This is a genomic window from Cupriavidus sp. 291-E7 (genome assembly GCF_057798835.1).
On sequence record NZ_JBYOJV010000023.1, the window covers coordinates 58486 to 77316 of the forward strand.

Here is an 18831-nt window from a genome sequence, read left to right on the forward strand (position 1 = left end):
ATGGTTCTGGAATGACACGCGCGTTGGCCGTGGAATCAGGCCCGCTTTGCCTTGCAGTGTGGGCGGGTGTCAGACCTAAGTCCAATTAATAGGAATGATCCATTCATACGATGCATGCATGAATGAGGGCCATGCTTATCGTTCGGAGCGGTTCCATTCAGGTGCCTCATTGGCACTGTATTCGGGGTCGTGCAGCAGGGCGCTGATGGCGGCGTGGAGTTCGCCGGGCACCACTGGCTTGTGCAGCAGTGCGGTGCCGCCGGCGTGGACATTGCGTAGCTGGTCGGCGGCGGTGTCGCCGGTGATCAGGATGGCCGGCAGGTCGCGCCCCACGCGCTCGCGGATGGCGGCGATCGCTTCCAGCCCTGTGCGATGACCGCGCAGCCGGAGGTCGGCCAGGATCAGATCCGGGGTGAAATCGCCGATCAGTCCCAGCGCTTCGTCCTCGGTCTCGGCGGTGCGGCTCCAGCAGTTCCAGACCGTCAGCAGGCCCGCCATTGCTTCACGGATGGCGGGGTCGTCGTCGATCACCAGCACGCGCAGGCCATCGAGCCGCATTGCCACGCCGGGCTGGATCGCTTCCTCCGGAGCGGTCCAGGCGAGAGGCAGGCGCAGCCGGAACACCGAGCCGCGATCGGGTATGGAGCGCAGCGTCACCGATGTTTGCATGGTCCGCGCCAGGCCGTCGACGATGGCCAGTCCCAGGCCCAGTCCCTTGCGCTGGTCGCGCTCGGGATTGCCGAGCTGATGGAACTCCCGAAAGATCGCGCGGTGCTGGGTGATGGGGATGCCAATGCCGGTGTCCCAGACCTCGATCGACACATGGAAGCGGCGCACCCGGCAGGCCACCAGCACGCCGCCAGCGTGCGTGTAGCGGATGGCGTTGGCAATCAGGTTCCGAAGGATCAGCTCGGCCAGCGTGGGGTCGCCAAACACCGTGACCGTCGTATCGCGGGTGCGATACACCAGCCCGCGCGCATTGGCCTGGGGCGCGAATTCGTTCTCCAGCTTGTGCAGCAGCGGCTGCAACCGGAAGGGCCGGGGGCTGGCCGTGACCACGCCGGCGTCGAGCTTGGAAAAATCGAGCAGCGTGTTCAGCATCTCGCGTGCCGCGCCGGACGACGCCTCGATATGGTCAAGCAACTGGCGCTGCCGCGCATCGAGCGGCGTGCGGGCCAGCGACACCAGGAACAGCCCCAGCGCATGCAGCGGCTGGCGCAGGTCATGGCTGGCCGATGCCAGGAACACCGACTTGGCCCGATTGGCCTCCTCGGCCTCGTGCTGAGCCTTGCCGGCGCGCGCGGTCTGGTCGCGCAGCTGCGAGATCAGTTCCACGTTTTCAAAGCGCAGCGCCAGCGAGTGGCGTGCCATCCGCGAATAGTTGCGGGCGAACACGATCAGCACGAAGAGATAAAGCGGGGTGCCCAGGAACATCGGCAGATAGGCGATATCGTGCGTGGCGATGAAGACCGCCCATACCGGCACGATCGCCGGGATGAAGAACCCCACCGCCACGGGCAGGCAGGCCGAGAACACGGCCAGTGCCGCCGCGCTCATGCCGGCGATCAGCGACAGCACGCAGATCACCAGGGCCGGGGACCGGATATCGAGATAGAGCCAGCCGGCCAGGCCCCACAGGCCGCCGATCAGCACCAGCATGGCCGTCATGCCGCGCGCGTACAGGCCGGAGCGTGCCTCGGTCAGCCGGTCGGGCATGGCCAGCCGGCCAAAGTGGGCAATGGCGCAGAGCACGATCATCGCCGTGGCCCAGGGCAGTGCGCCAGGGTGGCCATCGGTCAGGCTCAGGCCGGTGCCCAGGATGATCGCGGCCAGCGCGCAGCCCAGCATGGCCATGCCGAAGCTCTGGTCGATCAGTTCCATTTGCGCCGACAGCAGGCGCGGTTCGTCGTAGTGCGGGAGAAAGGGCAACGCCATGATCGCGGCGGGGCGGGCTAGTGGCGCTTAGCGCTGGGTTTGCACCAGCCCGCGGCGCTGCGCTTCGAGGATGGCCTCGACGCGGCTGACCACGCCCAGGTGGTCCAGGATCGCAGCCACGTGCACGCGGACCGTGTTCTCGGACAAGCCCAGGTGGTAGGCGATCACCTTGTTCGATCTTCCCAGACTCAGTTGCGTCAGCACTTCGAGCTGGCGCGGCGTGAGCTGGCTTGGCTCGTAGACCGGGGCATCGGCGCCGCCGTTTGCGGGCGCCATGCCGCAGCCGCAGGCGTCCGCCGGAAAATGGGTGCCGCCGGCCAGGCAACTGGCGATGGCTTTCTCGATGTCGAGCGCATCGGCCGATTTCGGCAGGAATCCGGCGATATCGCGGCGGGACTCGGCCGGAATCGCATCGATGTGGGAGGTGCCGGAGACGATCACGATGCGCGCGGCGGCAAAGTGACGGCGCAATACCTTGATGCCTTCGATGCCGTTCAGGCCCGGCATCTGGATGTCCAGCAGCAGGATATCCACCGGCTGGCTGCCGTGCGCTTCCACGGCCTCCATGACCGACCCCGCCTCGATGATCGACGCCACGCTGGGACTGTCGGCCAGCAGCAGCTTCAGCCCCGTGCGGAACAGGGTGTGGTCATCGATCAGCAGAAGTCGGGCACGCGGCATAAGGGAACGCACAATGTGCGGGGGGCGGCATTGGGGTCGATTGGACTGGATTCCGTGCGCCTTGTCCATTGCCAGCTGTGGGGGCGCGACGCCATTTGCCGTATATCGGCCATGCCGAGGAAATAAGAAGTAGTCCGGAAAGATTATTGGCAGCGTAGTGGTGCGGTGCCAGCATTTTCCCGTGGACGAATTCCGCGACTTGTCCATACCACTTCTCATACCCGCTCCTCCCGGCTGCGGGTATTTTTTTGCCTGCCGCGCGGCGAGCTTCAGGCCGGCACGGTCAACGGGCCGGCAGGGACGTCCCAGGTCCGGGTGCCCAGGAACCAGCGCGCGGCGTGGGCGCCGTGCAATACGTGCCGATCGCCGGACACGCGCACCCAGTCGCCTTCGGGCAAGCCCAGCACGGGCGTGTCGGGCGACAGCGTGGTGAACTCCGTGAGCCGCTGGTCGCGCGTTTCACCTCGGAAGCCCTCGATTTCCACGTTGTAGTAGTGCGGATTGATCTGGAATGGCACCAGGTTCAATGCATCGAAACCGCCTGGGTCCACCACGGGCATGTCGTTGGTGGTACGGATCGTCGGCGTGGCCAGGTTGGAGCCGGCGCTCCAGCCGATATAGCGCGCGGCGCCGCTGCGCACCCGCGCGGCCATCGGCGCGAGCAGGCCCTGCTGGCGCAACACCTGCAGCAGCCGGAAGGTATTGCCGCCGCCCACCACGAACAGGGAGGCGGCGTTGACGGCGGCCAGCGCGTCGGCTTCACGATGCAGGGACCTGACCGCGATGCCGGTGGGCGCAAAGGCATCGCGCACCTGGTCGGCATAGCTGTCCCAATCGCGCGTTACCCCGGCGTAAGGCACGAAGAGGGCGTCGGTGCGCCCATCGGCCAGTTCCTGGATGGCATGGGCGGCGTGGACGAGGTAGCCCTCGTCCGAAGTTGAATTGCTGAGCAGAAGCAGGTCCATAGCGGGGTGCTGCGATGTTCCGGCTGGCGGAACATCGGTCCGGGAATCGAAGGAAACCGGAGATGGTACCGCAATGCCACTTGCCATGCGGCGCAAAGGGCCGCAAAGACCGGCAAAGGCGCGCAAAGGCCGTCAGTCGATCAGTTTGCCGTTGGCGTCGAAGAACGGATGCCGTGCGCCGTAATCGCCGATGGCCGCCAGATGGGTGACCAGACCGTGGTCGGGGTGCCACCAGTGCAGCAGGTAGCCGGGCGGCTCCATGCGGAAGCACGAGGCCGCGTTCGGGGCCAGATCCAGTGCCACCTGATGCGCGGGGCCCGGTGCCGTCATGGCGATCGTTCCACCGAAACGGCGCGTGATCTGCCGGTGCAGGTGGCCGCAGATCACCCGCTCGACGTGCGGATGGCGGGCGATCACGGCTTCGAGGGCGGAGGCATTGTCCAGCCCCTGGACGTCCATATGGCCGATACCGGTGTGAAACGGCGGATGGTGCAGCATGACCAGCGTTGGCCGTCCCGGCGCCGCGCCGAGCGTGGCATCCAGCCAGGCCAGGCCATCCGGCTCGGCGCGGCCTCCCGGCTTGCCCGGTACGGTGCAGTCGAATCCAACCAGCCGCAGCGGGCCCGCATCGATCGCGTAATGCACCGGGCTTTCGGCATCGCCGTTGGCAAACAGGTAGTCGTGATCGTGAAATACGGTGCGCAGCGACGTGCGATGGTCGTGATTTCCCGGCAGCAGCTTCACGGGCATCGGCAGGCGCTGCAGGATGCCGCGCAGGAAACGGTATTCGTGCTCGTGGCCAAAGTCGACCAGATCGCCGGTGACCACCACGATATCGGGCAGTTGCGGCGCGTCCAGCAGCGTGTCGATGGCCGCGTGCAGCGCGCCGGCGGTGTCCACCATGCGATAGGACAGCTTGCCGCCGGCCTTGATGTGCAGGTCGGTCAGTTGGGCTACGAGATAGGGCGCGATAGGTGCGAGGGTCATGCGGCTTGCGGAAGCGTGATCAGGTGATGGGTATCGATGCGCAGTCCCACGCGCGTGCCGGCCGCCCAGGCGTCGCGGCGCGCCGTGTCGACGATCAGTGGCGCGGCCGCGCCGACTTCCACCAGCAGCCGCGTGTGGTTGCCCAGGAACAGCGCCGTGACGACGGTGCCTTCCACATGCGCGTCATCGGCATGCACGAGCGCGACGTCTTCGGGGCGGAACATCAGGCGGGCCGTTGGTGACATCGGCGCATCGTCCGGCGGCCCCATCGGGACCGTGCCACCGGGCACGCGCCACCGGCCGGCTTCGGCCGTGCCGGGCAGATGGTTCATGGTGCCGATGAAGTCGGCGACGAAGGCGTTGGCCGGCGCGCGATAGATTTCCTGCGGCGTGCCACTTTGCGCGATGCGCCCCTTGTCCATCACGATGATGCGGTCGCCCAGTGCCATCGCTTCGGCCTGGTCGTGCGTGACGTACACGGCGGTGATATGCAGGCTGCGCAGCAGCTGGTTGATATCGGCACGCAGCGCGTCGCGCAGCTTGGCATCGAGCGCGGTCAGCGGCTCGTCCAGCAGCAGCACGCGCGGCTGCACCGCGATGGCACGTGCCAGTGCCACGCGCTGGCGCTGTCCTCCGGATAGCTGATCGATGCGGCGATCCGCGAATGGTTCCAGATGCATCATCGCCAGCATCTCATCCACGCGGCGCTTGCGTGTCCTGCCGTCCACGCGGCGCACGCGCAGCCCGTAGGCGATGTTCTCGGCCACGCTCATGTTCGGAAACAGCGCGTAGTTCTGGAACACCATGCCCACGCCGCGCTGTTCGATCGGCTGGTCCGTGACACGTGTGTCGCCAAACCAGACCTCGCCGCCGGCGTCGGGTGCTTCCAGCCCCGCGATGATGCGCAGCGTGGTGGTCTTGCCGCAGCCCGATGGCCCGAGCAACACCACGGTTTCGGCGGCGCCGATATCAAGGTCCAGCGGCTGCAGCGCCAGGGTGCCGTCTGCGAATGTCTTGGCGCATTGGCGCAGGCGGATGGGGGTGGGCTCATGCATGGCGGCTTCCGGCGACGGTTGAGGCAGGTTGGGCGGTTGGGCGCAGGGCGGCGGCAATGTCGTCCTGCGCGGTATCGGCACGCGATGCGTGACGGCGGGCGCGCGCACCAAGCGCGCTCAGCGCCTGCATGAACACCAGCAGCGGGATGATCATCACAAAGAACACGATCGTGTACGCGGACCCGATTTCGAGCCGCATCGACGCATAGCTGTCGGCCAGACCCACGGGCAGCGTCTGCGTGGTGGGCGTGTGGAGCATCCAGGTCAGGTTGAACTCGCCCACCGACAGCGTCACCACCATCAGCGCGCCGGCCAGGATGCCCTGGCGGCAGTTGGGCAGCACCACCGTGAAGAAACGCTGCATGCGCGTGGCGCCCAGGCTGGCGGCCGCGTCTTCGAGCGTGCGGATGTCGATGGCCGAAAGAATCGCCAGCACCGCCCGCACCATGAATGGCAGCGTGAACACCACGTGGCCGATCAGGATGAACACCCAGCTCGTGCGCAGGCCCTGGAACCGGCCATAGAGCAGGATCAGGCCCAGCGCGGTGGCCAGGCCGGGCAGCGCCACGGGCAGTATCAGCAGTTCTTCAATCAGCCGGGTCACGCGGTTGCGCCGCAGTGCCATGTAGTACGCGGCAGGCACGCCGATCACCAGTGTGCAGGCCAGGCAGGCCAGGGCGATGCCCAGCGACAGGAAGATGGTGTTGCGATAGAGCGACCAGACTTCCTCAAGCCAGCGCGTGGTCAGCCCGCTCGACAGTCCGACGAAGATATTGTTCGTCAGGCCGGCCAGCACGGACAGCACGACGGGGATGGTCATGAAGGCGCAGACCAGCAGGGTCAGTGTCAGTTGCAGCCAGTAGCCGGCGCGGCGGGGTTGGGCGGAGCGCATGCGGCAATCCTCAGGCTGTCGCGGCGACGGCGTCGCCGGAGTACCAGCGCGCCAGCGCCAGCAGGGCCCATGTGACCGCGCCCAGCAGGATCGAGAGCGCGGCGGCCATGCCGAAGTTGGCGTAGTTGGTGAATTCGTTGTAGATCGTCAGCGGCAGCACATCGAGCTGCGTGGCCAGCGTGAATGCCGTGCCGAATGCGCCCATGCTGGTGGCAAAGCAGATCGCGCCGCTGGACAGCATGGCGGGCATCAGCGCGGGCAGCATCACGTCGCGCACCACGCGCCACGGGCTGGCACCGAGCGAGCGGGCCGCTTCCTCCAGCGAGGGATCGAGCTTTTCCACGGCGGCCATCACGGTCAGGATCACGCGCGGAATCGAGAAATACAGATAGCCGACGAACAGGCCGGCCAGACCGTAGGCAAAGGTCCAGCGCTCGCCGGTCAGTAGGTCGCCGATGCTGGCCAGCAGGCCGTTGCGGCCGCCGAGCATGATGACCATGAAGCCGATCACCACGCCCGGAAACGCCAGCGGAAACGTCAGCATTGCCACCAGTACCGGCTTGCCCGGCACATGATGGCGTTGCAGGAAGGTGCCTGAGATACCTGCGATCACGAGCGTGGCGAAGGTCACCAGCGCGGACAGCACCACGGTAACCATCAGGCTGTGCAGGTAGCGCGCGCTGGTGAGCACGGTGACGTAGACCCCCGCGCCGTCCTTGCCGGTCAGGCTGACTTCGATCAGCCGTGCCATCGGCAGGCAAAAGAACGCCAGGAACACGACGAGCGCGGGCAGCGCGAACAGGAACAGGGTCGGGGATCGTTGGGTCATCGTTGCTGGCTCGGCCGGTTGGCTTAGCGGACTTCCTTCAGGTACTGGTCGCTGAATGCCTTCTGCACCTGGGCCATCTTGCCGAAGTCCACCGGCTTGGCGCGGGCGTACTCTGCTGCGGGCAGAAAGCGCGACTGCACCTCGGCCGGCATCGGCACATTGCGCACCGGACGCAGGTAGGCGTTGGCCCACAGCGCCTGGCCCTGGTCGGACAGCACGAAGTCCAGCACCTTACGGCCTTCGTTCGCGTGCGGGGCGTTGTTGACCAGGCTCATCACGTACGGCACCACGAGCGTGCCTTCCTTCGGGATCACGAAGGCCACGTTGGCGCGGTCCTTGTATTTGGCCCGATAGGCGTTGAAGTCGTAGTCGAGCAGGATCGGGATTTCACCGGACAGCACGCGCGCATAGGCCGTCTGCTTGGGCACGATCGGCTGGTTCTTCTGCAGGTCGCGGAAGAACTTGAAGGCCGGGCTGAAGTTGTCCAGCGATCCGCCCATTGCCTGGTTCACGGCCACGGCGCCGACATAGCCGACGAATGCGCTGGCAGGATCGAGGTAGCCCACCAGACCCTTGTATTCGGGCTTGAGCAGGTCGGCCCACGACTGCGGCACGGGTTTGCCGCGCAGCGCATCGACATTGACCATGAAGCCGAGCGTGCCCGAGTGAATGGCGAACCAGTTGCCTTGCGGATCTTTCAGGCCGTCGGGAATGTCGCCCCAGTGGGCCGGCTTGTACGGCTGCGTCACGCCGTCGGTCTTGGCCTGGATGCCGAACGTCACGCCCAGGTAGGTGACGTCGGCCACCGGGCTGGCTTTCTCCGCCACCAGTTGCGCCAGCGACTGGCCCGAGTTCTTGTTGTCGAACGGCACGGTCACGCCGGTCTTTTCCTTGATCGCACGGATTTGCGCGGCCCAGTCAGCCCATTCGGGCGGGCAGTTGTAGCAGATGGCGGTCTGCGCGGCCACGCCCTGGCTGAAGGCGGCAAAGGTTGCGGTGATGGCCAGCCAGCGCAGCGGACGGCGCCAGAAGGATTGCTTCGGCATGAAAGGCTCCCTGGTTGAGGTCGGTTGGGTGAAACGGTTGGTTGGGTCAGGCAGGCTTTGCGGGCGCACTGACGGTGCCCTCGATACGTATGGCGTGCGGCAGCAGCGTGGCGTTGCCATCGCCACCGGCGGAACCCACGGCCAGCCGCTGCAGCAGTTGCGCGATGGCCTGCGTGCCGATGTCGGCGTTGGGCTGGATGACGGTGGCCAGGGGCGGCTCCACGAGCGCGCCCAGCGCGATACCGTCGTAGCCCAGCACCGATACGTCGCGTGGCACGCGCAGCCCCAGACGCTTGAGGTCCGAGATCACGCCGATGGCCAGCAAATCGTTGGTGCAGAAGAACGCGGTGGGGGCCTCGTCGCGGGCCATCAACGTACGGATCTGTGCCGCGTTGCTGGCGGTATGGGAGGGCAGGTTGACCGGGTCCAGCACCGGCAGGCCGTGCGCGCGCATGGCATCGGCGTAGCCGGCAAAGCGCTGCCGCGCGCGGTCGGATGCCGTGAAGGCGCCCGATACCACGACGATGCGCCGATGGCCCGCGGCAATCAGCGCGTTGACGCCTTCGCAGGCGCTGGTGCGGTTGTCCACGGACACCGAATGCCGGCCATGCTCGGCAGCTTCATGCGAGACCTGGTTGTAGGCCAGGACATAGGGCACGGACTCGCGGTCGAGCTGGTCCAGCACGGTGCTGTCGCCGGCATCGGCCACGGTCAGCACCAGACCGTCAACGCGGTGGCGCAACAAATATTCGATGCGCTCGCCCTCGCGGGCCGGCTCGTAGTTGCTCGTGACCAGCATCAGGGAGTAGCCTGCCGTCATGGCCGACTCTTCAATGCCACGCCAGCATTCGGCGAATACCGCGTTGTCCAGCGTGGGGAGCATCACGCCGATGATGCGCGTGCGTTGGGCGCGCAGTTTGGCGCCGAGCAGGTTGGGGCGGAACGACAGCCGCCGTGCGGCTTCATGCACCCGCTGCGCCGTGGCTTCGCGCACTAGCTGGGGGTGGCTGAACACCCGCGACGCCGTGGCCAGCGACACCTTGGCGGCCAGCGCCACGTCGGCCAGTGTCACGCCCTGGCCAGGTTCGGCGGAAGCCAGGCGGGGCTGCGGTGCGGCACGACGGGTGGGTGGCATCGATTCCTCTCCGATAAAGCACTTCACATGAAAACGTTTTCATTGAAGCGCCGAAAAATCAGGCGTCAAGGAATAAGTGCGCTGCGGTGCCGCAATTTGGCGCCGCAGGCTCCCGCGCCTGTCATCGCCGCGTATTCTCACGAGGGTATGTGACCGGACGATGACAGCGCGGAGGAGGGCTTACTTTGCGGTCTTGGGCGCCGCGCTGAACGTCTTGTTGGCGATCTTCCACACGCCGTCGATCTGCAGCAGATTCATATAGTCGGTGAACGTCACTTCGGGATAGTCGAGGACGATCTTGGCCGTGGCGGCATTGCCCACGACGTCGAAGCTGGCGATATGACGGCGGCGCTGGGCTTCGTCAGGTTGTGGCTGGCCTTGAAAGCGCTTCGAGAACTCTTCCACGGTCAGCGAAAAAAGCTGACCGTCCCGGAACGAAATGATCCGGGCATCGGGATGGAACGCCTGGAAGATGTACTCGGCCTTGCCCGTGCGATGGGCGTCCAGGTAGTGCTCAAGCGGTTGCAGGGCGGGAACATGCTGCGATGTGACAGCGTGATTGGTCATGGTTGTCTTCCTCTGGTTCTGTTGGGCGGCGAGCCGCCGGTGGCCGTGGCGGCACGTCATTGTATCCGTAAATTGTATGCAAAATGGTTTGTCGGATCGTCTGGCGCCCGGGCGGGAAAATCTTCGTAACAGACTCGGGCGCACGCGCGGTCAACCAACTGGCGCGCCGAACGTCAAACCGGCATTCCGGTAATGCCATCGCAGAATAGGAAAGGGCGCTCATGAACGACCGACGGTCTGGCTTGCAATGGTGGCGCGCTCGCGCTCTGGGGCTGGTGGCCCTGGCTGGGACGACGGCAGCCTTGCTGGCCGCCTGTGCGTCAACGGCGACGCATGAAGCGGCGCTGCCGGGCAAGCTTTCGGTGACGGACCTGCGCTGGCTGAACACGGTCAGTTTCGGCGCGGACCAGGCCAGCGCGCAGCACCTGCAGGCCGTTGGCCGCCAGCGTTACCTCGAAGAACAGCTGAAGATGCCGCAGGCCGATCCGCCCCAGCTGGCCGAGGTCATCGCAGCGTTGCCGGTGAGCCAGAGTGATGCGCTGCAGCGCACGCAGGCCTTGCGCGCCGAGCGCCAGCGCATTCAGACGCTGCCCGACGATACAGAAAAGCAGCAGGCGCGCGAGGCACTGAACCGGCAAGGCCGCGAACTCGTGATCGATACCGGCCGCCGCCATCTGCTGCGCGCGCTGTATTCGCCGGCGCAACTGCGCGAGCAGATGACTTGGTTCTGGATGAATCATTTCAACGTCTATGCCGGCAAGGGGCAGGTCCGGTATGCACTGGCGGACTTCGAGGCGCGCGCCATCCGTCCCCATGCGCTGGGCAAATTCCGCGATCTGCTGATGGCCACGGTGACGTCGCCGGCCATGCTCGAATACCTGGACAACGCACAGAGCGCCGCCAACCGCATCAACGAAAACTACGCGCGCGAACTGATGGAACTGCATACGCTGGGCGTGGCGGGTGGCCCGAGCGGGTCGCGTTACACCCAGCAGGACGTGCAGGAACTGGCGCGCGTGCTGACCGGGCTGGGCATCAACGCGCGCGGCGAGCCGCCACGGCTTGCACCGGCGCGCGCGGCCTTGTATCGCAGCGACGGACTGTTCGAATTCAATCCGAACCGGCACGATTTCGGGCCGAAGACGCTGCTGGGTCAAGCCATCGAACCACGCGGGTTTGCCGAGGTGGAACAGGCCGTATCGATCCTGGCGCGCGAACCTGCCACGGCGCGTTTCGTCTCCACGAAGCTCGCCACCTACTTCGTGACCGATAATCCGCCGCCGCAGCTTGTGGAGCAGATGGCCGCCACGTTCACCCGTACCGATGGCGATATCGGCGCGGTCCTGCGGACGATGTTCCTGTCGCACTGGTTCGATCAGGCCGCGGCCGATGGCGCGCGCAAGTTCAAGGACCCGATGGTGTTCGTGGTGTCGTCAATGCGTCTGGCGTACGACGGGCGGCCTGTATCGAACCTGCGTCCGATGATCAACTGGCTGAACCAGCTTGGTGAGCCGCTATACGGCCATGTGGCGCCCGACGGCTATCCGCTGACGGAGAGCGCGTGGGCCAGCTCGGGTCAACTGGTAAAGCGTTTCGAGATTGCGCGCACGATCGGCAGCGGGCCGGCGGGCCTGTTTTCGGACGAAAGCGGGCAGCCGTCGGCGCAGCGTGGATTCCCGATGCCAAATAGCCGCATGTTCTACAACGCCATCGAAGGCACGCTGGGACCCGCCACGCGCCAGGCGCTATCGCAGGCCGGCTCGCAGCAGGAGTGGAACGCCGTGCTGCTGAGTTCGCCGGAATGGATGCAACGATAGGGGCAAGATCATGAATCGACGCCACTGGTTGAAGAGCATGGGCGGCGCGGGCATTGCGCTGGCGCTGCCCGCCATGACATCGCGCGTGTTTGCGCTGCCGGCGCAGGCCGATGCGCGCTTCCTGCTGGTGTTTCTGCGTGGCGGCTACGATGCCGCCAACGTGCTGGTGCCCGCCGGCAACGATTTCTATCGCGCGTCGCGCCCCAATATCGCGATCCGGCCGCCGGTACCCGAAGGCGGTGCACCCGACCCGGCCGCGGCGCTGACACTGGCCGTGGACGGGTGGGCGCTGCATCCCGCGCTGGGCGCCACGATGCTGCCGATGTGGCAGCGCCAGCAGCTTGCGTTCGTGCCGTTCGCGGGTACCAGCGACATGTCGCGCAGCCATTTCGAAACGCAAGACGGAATCGAGGCAGGGCTGGCCGGCGATGGGCACGCCAGCGGCGTACCGCAGGGCAGCGGGTTCCTGAATCGCCTGACGCAGGTCATGGGCGGCCAGGCCGCGCCGGTGGCTTTTACCGATGGATTGCCAATGGTGTTGGCCGGTACGGTCAACGTGCCCAATGTTTCGCTGAAGGGCAATGCCCGTACGCCGTTCGATGCGCGTCAGACGCAGGCACTGGCGCAGATGTACAAGGGCACGCGCTTCGAGTCACTGATTGCGGAAGGTTTCGACCTGCGCCAGACCGTGGCGGAGCAGGCGGAAGCCATGCGCCGGCATGAGGCGGCGATGCAAACGGCCAAAGGCGATACCGTGGCCGGCCGCATGCAGGAAATGCAGGCGGCCAGTCGCCGAGCGCTTAGTGCAAGGGGTTTCGAGCAGGAAGCACGCCGCATGGCAGGGCTGATGCGCGACAAGTTCAATCTTGGTTTTATCGATGTCGGCGGCTGGGACACGCACGTCAACGAGGGCGGCGCACAGGGGCAACTGGCCAGCCTGCTCGACAATCTCGGCCGTGGCATTGCGGGGTTTGCCGAGGAAATGGGACCGGCGTGGCGCGATACCACGGTGGTGGCGATCTCCGAGTTCGGACGCACGTTCCGCGAGAATGGCACGCGTGGTACCGACCACGGCCACGGCACCGTCTACTGGGTGGCGGGCGGCAATGTGCGGGGCGGACGAATCGTCGGCGAACAGGTCGCGGTTGCGCCATCAACGCTGAACCAGAATCGTGATTACCCCGTCCTGAACGACTATCGCGCCGTGCTGGGCGGCCTGTTTCGCAGGCTCTATGCATTGGACGATAGCCGCCTGGCCCAGGTTTTTCCGGGCAGCCGGGCAAATGACATCGGGCTGGTGTAGCGGGAATCGGGGGCGCTACCCTCCCAAAGCAGTACGCTGTATTACTCAAGTCGTGGCGGGCGGTGCCGATACTTCAGCAGTGGGAGTGGCATCTGCCCACAGCATGATTCGTACAAAACGATTCCTAGCCAGTTTGAGTGCAAGCCTTGTCGCGACCCCTGACGCCATCCATTGCCGATTGCCTCGAACACCGATTGCTACGGCCGGTTTTTCAGCCGATTGGCTCGCTCGTCACGGGCGAAATCTTCGGGTATGAGGCGCTGATTCGCGGCCCCGCGGGCACGCCGCTGGAAAGCCCCATCGCACTGTTCGCGGAAGCGGCGTGTGTTGGCAAGCACATCCAGATGGAGCGGCTGGCCGCGCGCATCTCGATCGCCGCGTTCATGGACGCTCGCCTGCCAGGCAAGCTATTCCTCAACTACAGCGCCGATTCCCTACGCAATATCGAGGACACGCGCGACGACGTACGCGAATTCCTGCAGGCGCAGGGGCTGCCGTCGGACCGCATCGTGCTGGAACTGACCGAGCAGGCCCCGCTGGGATCGCTCGAATCTCTGGCCAAGGCCGTATTCTCGATTCGCAGCCGTGGCGCGCAGTTTGCGCTGGACGACTACGGCACCGGCCATGCCAGCCTTGGGCAGTGGATTGCGCTGAAGCCCGACTACGTGAAGATTGCCCGCGTCATCATCGACGGCGTGGCGTCGTCACCGTTCCAGCGCGAGGCGTTGCAGGCGCTGTGCAAGCTCGCCCAGACATCGGGTACGCGGCTGATTGCCGAAGGTATCGAACGCGAAGAGGATCTGATCGTCTGCCGCGATCTGGGCATCGACTTTGCTCAGGGATATCTGCTGGCACGCCCTTCACCGGAACCTCCGCTGATATTGTCGGACGCATCGCTGCGCGCGTTGCATCGCGGACGGCTCAGGCTGGCGAAGTAGCTGGCGACGTAGCCGGCGAAAGTCAGTTCAGGGCCAGGCGCTCAGAGCGCTGCGGGCGCTGACGCTGAAGCAGGAGCGGAAGACGGCATCGGTGCGGGCTCGACCGGCAACGGCGTCGCGTTGCTCGATGCATCGGACTCATGGCCGCCAGACGGCGCGGCTTCCACGACTTCGCCCGGATCGAGCGCCATGCCGTTGTCCGCAGTAGCAGCCGGTGCCGACGCTGGCGGCATGGCATCGGCGTCGGCGTCGGCGTCGGCGGTAGGCAGCACCGGCCGGCGTGGTGCCGGACGCGGCGTGGGCACGGCATCGTCCTTTTTGTTCGATGCAAACAGCTTCTGGTACCAGCCGCGCACCGTATCGGTCAGACCGGAATACCAGGTCTTCTCATCGACTTCCGCAAACCGCGCGCGGGAATCGACGATGCGCGCACGCAAGGCGCGCTGATAGAAGTCTCCAACGATCGGCAGCGCGCTGTGGGCGCCCTGGCCCCAGTAATCGCTACGCAGCGTCACGCGGCTGTCGTTGAATCCCACCCAGGCGCCAGCCACCAGTTGCGGATGCATCAGGATGAACCAGCCGTCGGCATTGTCCTGCGTCGTGCCGGTCTTGCCGGCCACATCGGCGCGAATGCCATAGCGGGTGCGGATGGCCGTGCCAGTGCCGCGGTCCACTACGTCGCGCATGACATCGAGCAGCGTTTCGTTGGCGGTGGCGGACAGCGCGCGTTCGGGCGAAGCGGGGCGGAAGGTGGCCAGCACGTTGCCCTCGCGATCGGTGATGCGGGTGATCATGGACGGGGCGATGTACTGGCCGCCGTTGGCGATGGTGCCGTAGGCACTCACCATTTCCTTGAGCGTAACCGGGCTGGTGCCCAGCGCAAGCGACGGCACTTCGTCGAGCTTGCTGTCGCGCACGCCCATCGCGCGAGCCAGGCGCGCCACGCGATCGGCGCCCACGGTCTGCACCAGTTGCGCGGTGATCGTGTTCTTCGAATAGACCAGGCCGTCGCGCAGGCTCATGGCTCGTCCCGTGGCCGCCGATTCATCGGTCGGGCGCCAGATCTCGCCGCCGGCGAGTTTCATTTCCACGGGCTGGTCGATGAACGTTTCGTCCGGGCTTTGTCCGCGCGCGAACGCGGCGCCATAGACAAACGGCTTGAAAGTGGAACCCGGCTGGCGTCGCGCCTGTGCCACGTGGTCGAACGCGTCCACGGTGAAGTCGCGGCTGCCCACCCACGCGCGGATCTCGCCGGTGGCGGGGTCGAGCGCCATGAAGCCCGCCTGCACTCGCGTCTTGCTCTGGCGCAGCGCCTGCATGAATGCGTTGTCACGCATCAGATGGTTCAGCACATCGGCGTCGGGCTGGCCAGCGGCCACGGCGGCACGGTATTCCGGCGTTTCCCGCACGAATTGCTGCACCAGTCCGCGGCTTTCGGCCCAGCCCGCGCGCGGCGCCCATGCGGCGTTGGCAATCGACTGCAACTGGTTGGCCTGGCGCGCCAGGGTCAGGTTGGCGATGGCCTGCAGGCGCGAATCGATGGTCGTATGAACGACCAGACCGTCGGTGTACAGGTTGTAATCATTGCGGTCCGCCCACGCGATCAGCCACTTGCGGAGCTGCTGCGCAAAGTGCGCGGCGGGGCCGGGTTCCTCGATCTGGCGCTCGAAATCGATGCGCAGCGGCCGCTTCTGCAGGGCTTCATACCGGTTGGCGTCGAGTTTGCCGCGCTTGACCATCTGCGCCAGCACGATATTGCGCCGCTCCAGCGCGCGCTGGGGGTTCAGCACCGGGTTGTAGTAGCTGTTGCCCTTGAGCATGCCGATCAGTGTGGCCGCTTCCAGTACATCGAGCTTGTCCGCCGGCTTGTCGAAGTACGTGCGCGCGGCCATCTCGATGCCGAACGCGTTGTACAGGAATGGCACCGTATTGAGGTAGGTCTCAAGAATCTCGTCCTTGGAATAGAGCGCCTCGATCTTCAGTGCGGTGATGGCTTCCTTGAGCTTGCGCGTCAGCGTGGGCGCCCGGCCGATCTCGTCAGGGTAGCGATTGCGCGCCAGCTGCTGGGTGATGGTGGACCCGCCCTGGCGATCACCCGAAAACGTGTGCAGTGCGGCCGATGCGGTGCGGCGCCAGTCCAGCCCGAAGTGCTGGTAGAAGCGGTGATCCTCGGTGGCGATCAGCGCGTTGACGACGTTTGGCGAGATATCGGACAGCTTGACCCAGTCGCGGTTGGCCCAGCGGTAGACGGCCAGTTCCTTGCCGTCCGCCGACAGGACCTGCGCCGGCTGCTCGGACTTGGCCTTGCGGATATCGCTGATGCCGGGCGTGAACGGAATCAGCAGCAGGATATAGAGCAGGAACAGCGCGGGCAGGGCGGCCAGGGCCAGCAGGACGGTGCGTCGGCTGGGGCGGCGCAGACGCTGTCTGAGCAGGGCAAGCCGGGGGGCGATGTAAGTCTTGTAGGAATCCAGCATTGACGCAGGCATGGCAGGTCCGGCGCGCGCCGTCACGGACCTGTCAAATGCCGTTCACAGAAAAGTGTGCATCCTACCAAAATGCGGGTCGGGAAAACCCGAATTTTGCGAGGCTCCTGCGCCGAATTCCCACTGAAGTGGGGTGTCGATCTCTGTTGCTGCGTCGCAACAGACACATGGGTTTCATATTTCACTGAAACAATTCGCCTGCACCCACTAGTCATCATTTCGGATTGCGGCAGTACGTTTCTCGTAGCCCCGCTCCAAAAAGGTGACGGGGAAGCATCTCAATGTCTTAACAAAATACGAGAACTCACAGTGAAGAAAGCTCTATTTGCTCTGGCGGCAGCGGGTACCTGCGCTATCTCCGGCGTTGCATCGGCACAGTCCAACACCTCCGTTACGCTGTACGGCATCGTCGACGCCGGCATCGAATTCGCCAACCATTCCGGCACGGCCTCGGCCAATGGAAGCAAGGCAATGGTGAGCTCGGGCAACATGTCCGGTTCGCGCTGGGGCCTGCGTGGCGCCGAAGACCTCGGTGGCGGCCTGAAGGCCATCTTCACCCTGGAATCGGGCTTCGACATCGACACCGGCACGTCGGGCCAGGGCAGCCGCCTGTTCGGCCGCCAGGCATTCGTTGGCCTGCAAGGCACCTTCGGCGCCGTGACCCTGGGCCGTCAACAAAACTCGCTGTACGACCTGTTCGGCGCCTACGACCCGATGGGCGTGGGCCCGAAGTACTCGCTGAACTCGGTTGACTCGGCCTTCAATGGTCGCGCCGACAACGCCGTCAAGTACACGGGCAAGTTCGGTGGCCTGACCGCTACCGCCTTCTACAGCACGGGCCGTGATTCGACCGTGGCAAACAGCACCGAAGTGCCGGGCAACTACAAGGTTGGCCGCAACTTCGGCGCCGGCCTGGCCTACACGGCAGGCGCATTCTCGGTTGGCACCGCCTACGACCAGTACCAGGGCAACACCGTTGCCACCGACGACCGCGCCGTCAAGCGCCTGGCCTTCGGCGGTTCGTACGACCTGGGCGTGGCCAAGGTGTTCGCCGGCTACCGCTGGATGCGCGACGACGGCACGTCGAGCGCAACGGCTGCATCGTCGCGTAACAACGTGTACTGGCTGGGCGGTCTGTATCGTGTGACGCCGGCCCTGTCGCTGACGGGCGCCGCTTACTACACGGACACGCACAACAGCGGCAACGACCCGTGGCTGTTCGTCCTGTCGGCCGACTACTCGTTCTCGAAGCGCACCGACGCTTACCTGAACGTTGGCTACACGAAGAACAAGGGCACGTCGGCCCTGTCGATGAGCAGCTCGGCTCCGGTTGTTCCGGGTGCCAACCAGACCGGCGCAGTGGTCGGTATTCGTCACCGCTTCTAAGGCAGGGAGACAACCGGCAGACGGGGCCTTTCCCCCCGTACCTGCCGGATAACAAACGCCCCTCACCCGGCTTGGCGGGAGGAGGGGCGTTCTGCTTTTGGCGCGGCGGCGGCTTCTGGCTCAGGAGGCCTGGTCAGTCTGCGCATCGACCGTGCGCAGGCGTTCCAGCGCGCGTGTCAGCAACGCGCCTTCCTCGGCGTCCGCCGTGTTGCGCAGCGTTTGCACGGCGTGATGCAGGCGCTCGCGATCGGGCGCGGCAAGTTTGTCGGTATCCTCCATCGCCTCGATTTCCTTGTCCACGCGCTTGCAGAGCTTGCGCACGAACTCGGGGTCCAGTTGCCCTTGGCTGGCGCCGTGGGCGATGTGATAGATCAGGGCAGCCAGGCCGTCTGGCGTCGTCTCTGTTGCAACGTTTGGTTGGCGTTTCATCGCAGCTCCGCGTGCAGGTCCGACAATCAACCGGTTCATTCTAGCGATTGGCTGACGATGCAAAAGTTGCGATTGCGGGGAGGTTTGCGCATTTGTGCCGTGTCCTGCCCACCGCTTACTTATTTCCGAAATATTTCATCGCCAGAATGTCATCTTGTCGGCCCCACTGAACAAGTTGGGAACGCATAGCGACCGGAGGGGTTGCCGGGGGGCCGACACGCCAACCTGCCGTTCTTCTCCCAGTGATAGCCCGCAGAGGCATCAGGGTGGGCGGGTGGTGGATTGAAGCAAAGTACGCGGGGCGTAGGGCCGTCTTTCAGGACGGCTCTACTTGTTTTCCGGCCCGTCCGCGGCTCTCCATTTTCTTCGGCGAACGCCTT

At 65.5% G+C, this 18831-nt stretch carries 16 protein-coding genes; 4 read left to right on the forward strand and 12 right to left on the reverse strand.

The window, feature by feature from the left end:
* Nucleotides 1–135: 135 nt before the first annotated feature.
* The 10 genes from AC3FLX_RS28730 to AC3FLX_RS28775 all read right to left on the reverse strand — a co-directional run bounded on the left by AC3FLX_RS28730 (nt 136) and on the right by AC3FLX_RS28775 (nt 10092).
* A complete protein-coding gene (locus AC3FLX_RS28730) occupies nt 136–1935 on the reverse strand; it encodes an ATP-binding response regulator (protein ID WP_488700729.1) in 1800 nt (599 codons plus the stop codon).
* A gap of 27 nt (nt 1936–1962) precedes the next feature.
* On the reverse strand, nt 1963–2616 hold the full coding sequence (locus AC3FLX_RS28735) for a response regulator (protein ID WP_488700730.1): 654 nt from the start codon (nt 2614–2616) through the stop codon (nt 1963–1965).
* A 269-nt stretch (nt 2617–2885) separates the two neighbouring features.
* Nucleotides 2886–3581: a dipeptidase PepE gene (gene pepE / locus AC3FLX_RS28740; protein WP_488700731.1), complete on the reverse strand. Its 696-nt coding sequence runs from the start codon at nt 3579–3581 to the stop codon at nt 2886–2888.
* A gap of 132 nt (nt 3582–3713) precedes the next feature.
* The gene (locus AC3FLX_RS28745) at nt 3714–4568 is read right to left on the reverse strand and encodes a phosphodiesterase (protein ID WP_488700732.1); all 855 of its coding nucleotides are present in this window, start codon (nt 4566–4568) and stop codon (nt 3714–3716) included.
* On the reverse strand, nt 4565–5623 hold the full coding sequence (locus AC3FLX_RS28750) for an ABC transporter ATP-binding protein (protein ID WP_488700733.1): 1059 nt from the start codon (nt 5621–5623) through the stop codon (nt 4565–4567). Before AC3FLX_RS28750 ends, AC3FLX_RS28745 begins: the two co-directional genes overlap by 4 nt.
* A complete protein-coding gene (locus tag AC3FLX_RS28755; protein ID WP_488700734.1) occupies nt 5616–6515 on the reverse strand; it encodes an ABC transporter permease in 900 nt (299 codons plus the stop codon). Before AC3FLX_RS28755 ends, AC3FLX_RS28750 begins: the two co-directional genes overlap by 8 nt.
* A gap of 10 nt (nt 6516–6525) precedes the next feature.
* Nucleotides 6526–7344, reverse strand: a complete 819-nt coding sequence (locus tag AC3FLX_RS28760) for an ABC transporter permease (RefSeq protein ID WP_488700735.1) — start codon at nt 7342–7344, stop codon at nt 6526–6528.
* 23 nt (nt 7345–7367) lie between these two features.
* Nucleotides 7368–8390, reverse strand: a complete 1023-nt coding sequence (locus AC3FLX_RS28765) for an ABC transporter substrate-binding protein (protein WP_488700736.1) — start codon at nt 8388–8390, stop codon at nt 7368–7370.
* A gap of 46 nt (nt 8391–8436) precedes the next feature.
* Nucleotides 8437–9525 (reverse strand): substrate-binding domain-containing protein, encoded by a 1089-nt coding sequence (locus AC3FLX_RS28770; RefSeq protein ID WP_488700737.1) that lies wholly within the window; start codon nt 9523–9525, stop codon nt 8437–8439.
* A gap of 180 nt (nt 9526–9705) precedes the next feature.
* On the reverse strand, nt 9706–10092 hold the full coding sequence (locus AC3FLX_RS28775; RefSeq protein ID WP_488700738.1) for a nuclear transport factor 2 family protein: 387 nt from the start codon (nt 10090–10092) through the stop codon (nt 9706–9708).
* Nucleotides 10093–10313: 221 nt separating this feature from the next.
* Here AC3FLX_RS28775 and AC3FLX_RS28780 point away from each other — a divergent pair, with 221 nt between their 5' ends.
* The 3 genes from AC3FLX_RS28780 (at nt 10314) to AC3FLX_RS28790 (ending at nt 14150) form a co-directional block, all read left to right on the forward strand.
* Nucleotides 10314–11909, forward strand: a complete 1596-nt coding sequence (locus AC3FLX_RS28780; protein ID WP_488700739.1) for a DUF1800 domain-containing protein — start codon at nt 10314–10316, stop codon at nt 11907–11909.
* A 10-nt stretch (nt 11910–11919) separates the two neighbouring features.
* Nucleotides 11920–13212: a DUF1501 domain-containing protein gene (locus AC3FLX_RS28785; protein WP_488700740.1), complete on the forward strand. Its 1293-nt coding sequence runs from the start codon at nt 11920–11922 to the stop codon at nt 13210–13212.
* A 146-nt stretch (nt 13213–13358) separates the two neighbouring features.
* The gene (locus tag AC3FLX_RS28790) at nt 13359–14150 is read left to right on the forward strand and encodes an EAL domain-containing protein (protein WP_488700741.1); all 792 of its coding nucleotides are present in this window, start codon (nt 13359–13361) and stop codon (nt 14148–14150) included.
* Nucleotides 14151–14191: 41 nt separating this feature from the next.
* Here AC3FLX_RS28790 and AC3FLX_RS28795 read toward each other — a convergent pair whose 3' ends face one another.
* Nucleotides 14192–16639: a penicillin-binding protein 1A gene (locus tag AC3FLX_RS28795; RefSeq protein WP_488700742.1), complete on the reverse strand. Its 2448-nt coding sequence runs from the start codon at nt 16637–16639 to the stop codon at nt 14192–14194.
* Between the two features lie 306 nt (nt 16640–16945).
* Between AC3FLX_RS28795 and AC3FLX_RS28800 the strand changes: the two genes are divergently transcribed.
* Nucleotides 16946–18022, forward strand: a complete 1077-nt coding sequence (locus tag AC3FLX_RS28800) for a porin (protein WP_488700743.1) — start codon at nt 16946–16948, stop codon at nt 18020–18022.
* A 120-nt stretch (nt 18023–18142) separates the two neighbouring features.
* On the opposite strand, the gene AC3FLX_RS28805 is transcribed toward AC3FLX_RS28800, so the two are convergent.
* Complete coding sequence (locus AC3FLX_RS28805; protein ID WP_488700744.1) at nt 18143–18451, reverse strand: hypothetical protein; 309 nt, start codon at nt 18449–18451, stop codon at nt 18143–18145.
* Nucleotides 18452–18831: the final 380 nt, after the last annotated feature.

What these genes read in the sequence shown, in the direction of transcription:
- AC3FLX_RS28730 (WP_488700729.1), bottom strand. Translation starts at nt 1,935, where the DNA reads ATGGCGTTGCCCTTTCTCCCGCACTACGACGAACCGCGCCTGCTGTCG.
- AC3FLX_RS28735 (WP_488700730.1), bottom strand. Translation starts at nt 2,616, where the DNA reads ATGCCGCGTGCCCGACTTCTGCTGATCGATGACCACACCCTGTTCCGC.
- pepE (WP_488700731.1), bottom strand. Translation starts at nt 3,581, where the DNA reads ATGGACCTGCTTCTGCTCAGCAATTCAACTTCGGACGAGGGCTACCTC.
- AC3FLX_RS28745 (WP_488700732.1), bottom strand. Translation starts at nt 4,568, where the DNA reads ATGACCCTCGCACCTATCGCGCCCTATCTCGTAGCCCAACTGACCGAC.
- AC3FLX_RS28750 (WP_488700733.1), bottom strand. Translation starts at nt 5,623, where the DNA reads ATGCATGAGCCCACCCCCATCCGCCTGCGCCAATGCGCCAAGACATTC.
- AC3FLX_RS28755 (WP_488700734.1), bottom strand. Translation starts at nt 6,515, where the DNA reads ATGCGCTCCGCCCAACCCCGCCGCGCCGGCTACTGGCTGCAACTGACA.
- AC3FLX_RS28760 (WP_488700735.1), bottom strand. Translation starts at nt 7,344, where the DNA reads ATGACCCAACGATCCCCGACCCTGTTCCTGTTCGCGCTGCCCGCGCTC.
- AC3FLX_RS28765 (WP_488700736.1), bottom strand. Translation starts at nt 8,390, where the DNA reads ATGCCGAAGCAATCCTTCTGGCGCCGTCCGCTGCGCTGGCTGGCCATC.
- AC3FLX_RS28770 (WP_488700737.1), bottom strand. Translation starts at nt 9,525, where the DNA reads ATGCCACCCACCCGTCGTGCCGCACCGCAGCCCCGCCTGGCTTCCGCC.
- AC3FLX_RS28775 (WP_488700738.1), bottom strand. Translation starts at nt 10,092, where the DNA reads ATGACCAATCACGCTGTCACATCGCAGCATGTTCCCGCCCTGCAACCG.
- AC3FLX_RS28780 (WP_488700739.1), top strand. Translation starts at nt 10,314, where the DNA reads ATGAACGACCGACGGTCTGGCTTGCAATGGTGGCGCGCTCGCGCTCTG.
- AC3FLX_RS28785 (WP_488700740.1), top strand. Translation starts at nt 11,920, where the DNA reads ATGAATCGACGCCACTGGTTGAAGAGCATGGGCGGCGCGGGCATTGCG.
- AC3FLX_RS28795 (WP_488700742.1), bottom strand. Translation starts at nt 16,639, where the DNA reads ATGCCTGCGTCAATGCTGGATTCCTACAAGACTTACATCGCCCCCCGG.
- AC3FLX_RS28805 (WP_488700744.1), bottom strand. Translation starts at nt 18,451, where the DNA reads ATGAAACGCCAACCAAACGTTGCAACAGAGACGACGCCAGACGGCCTG.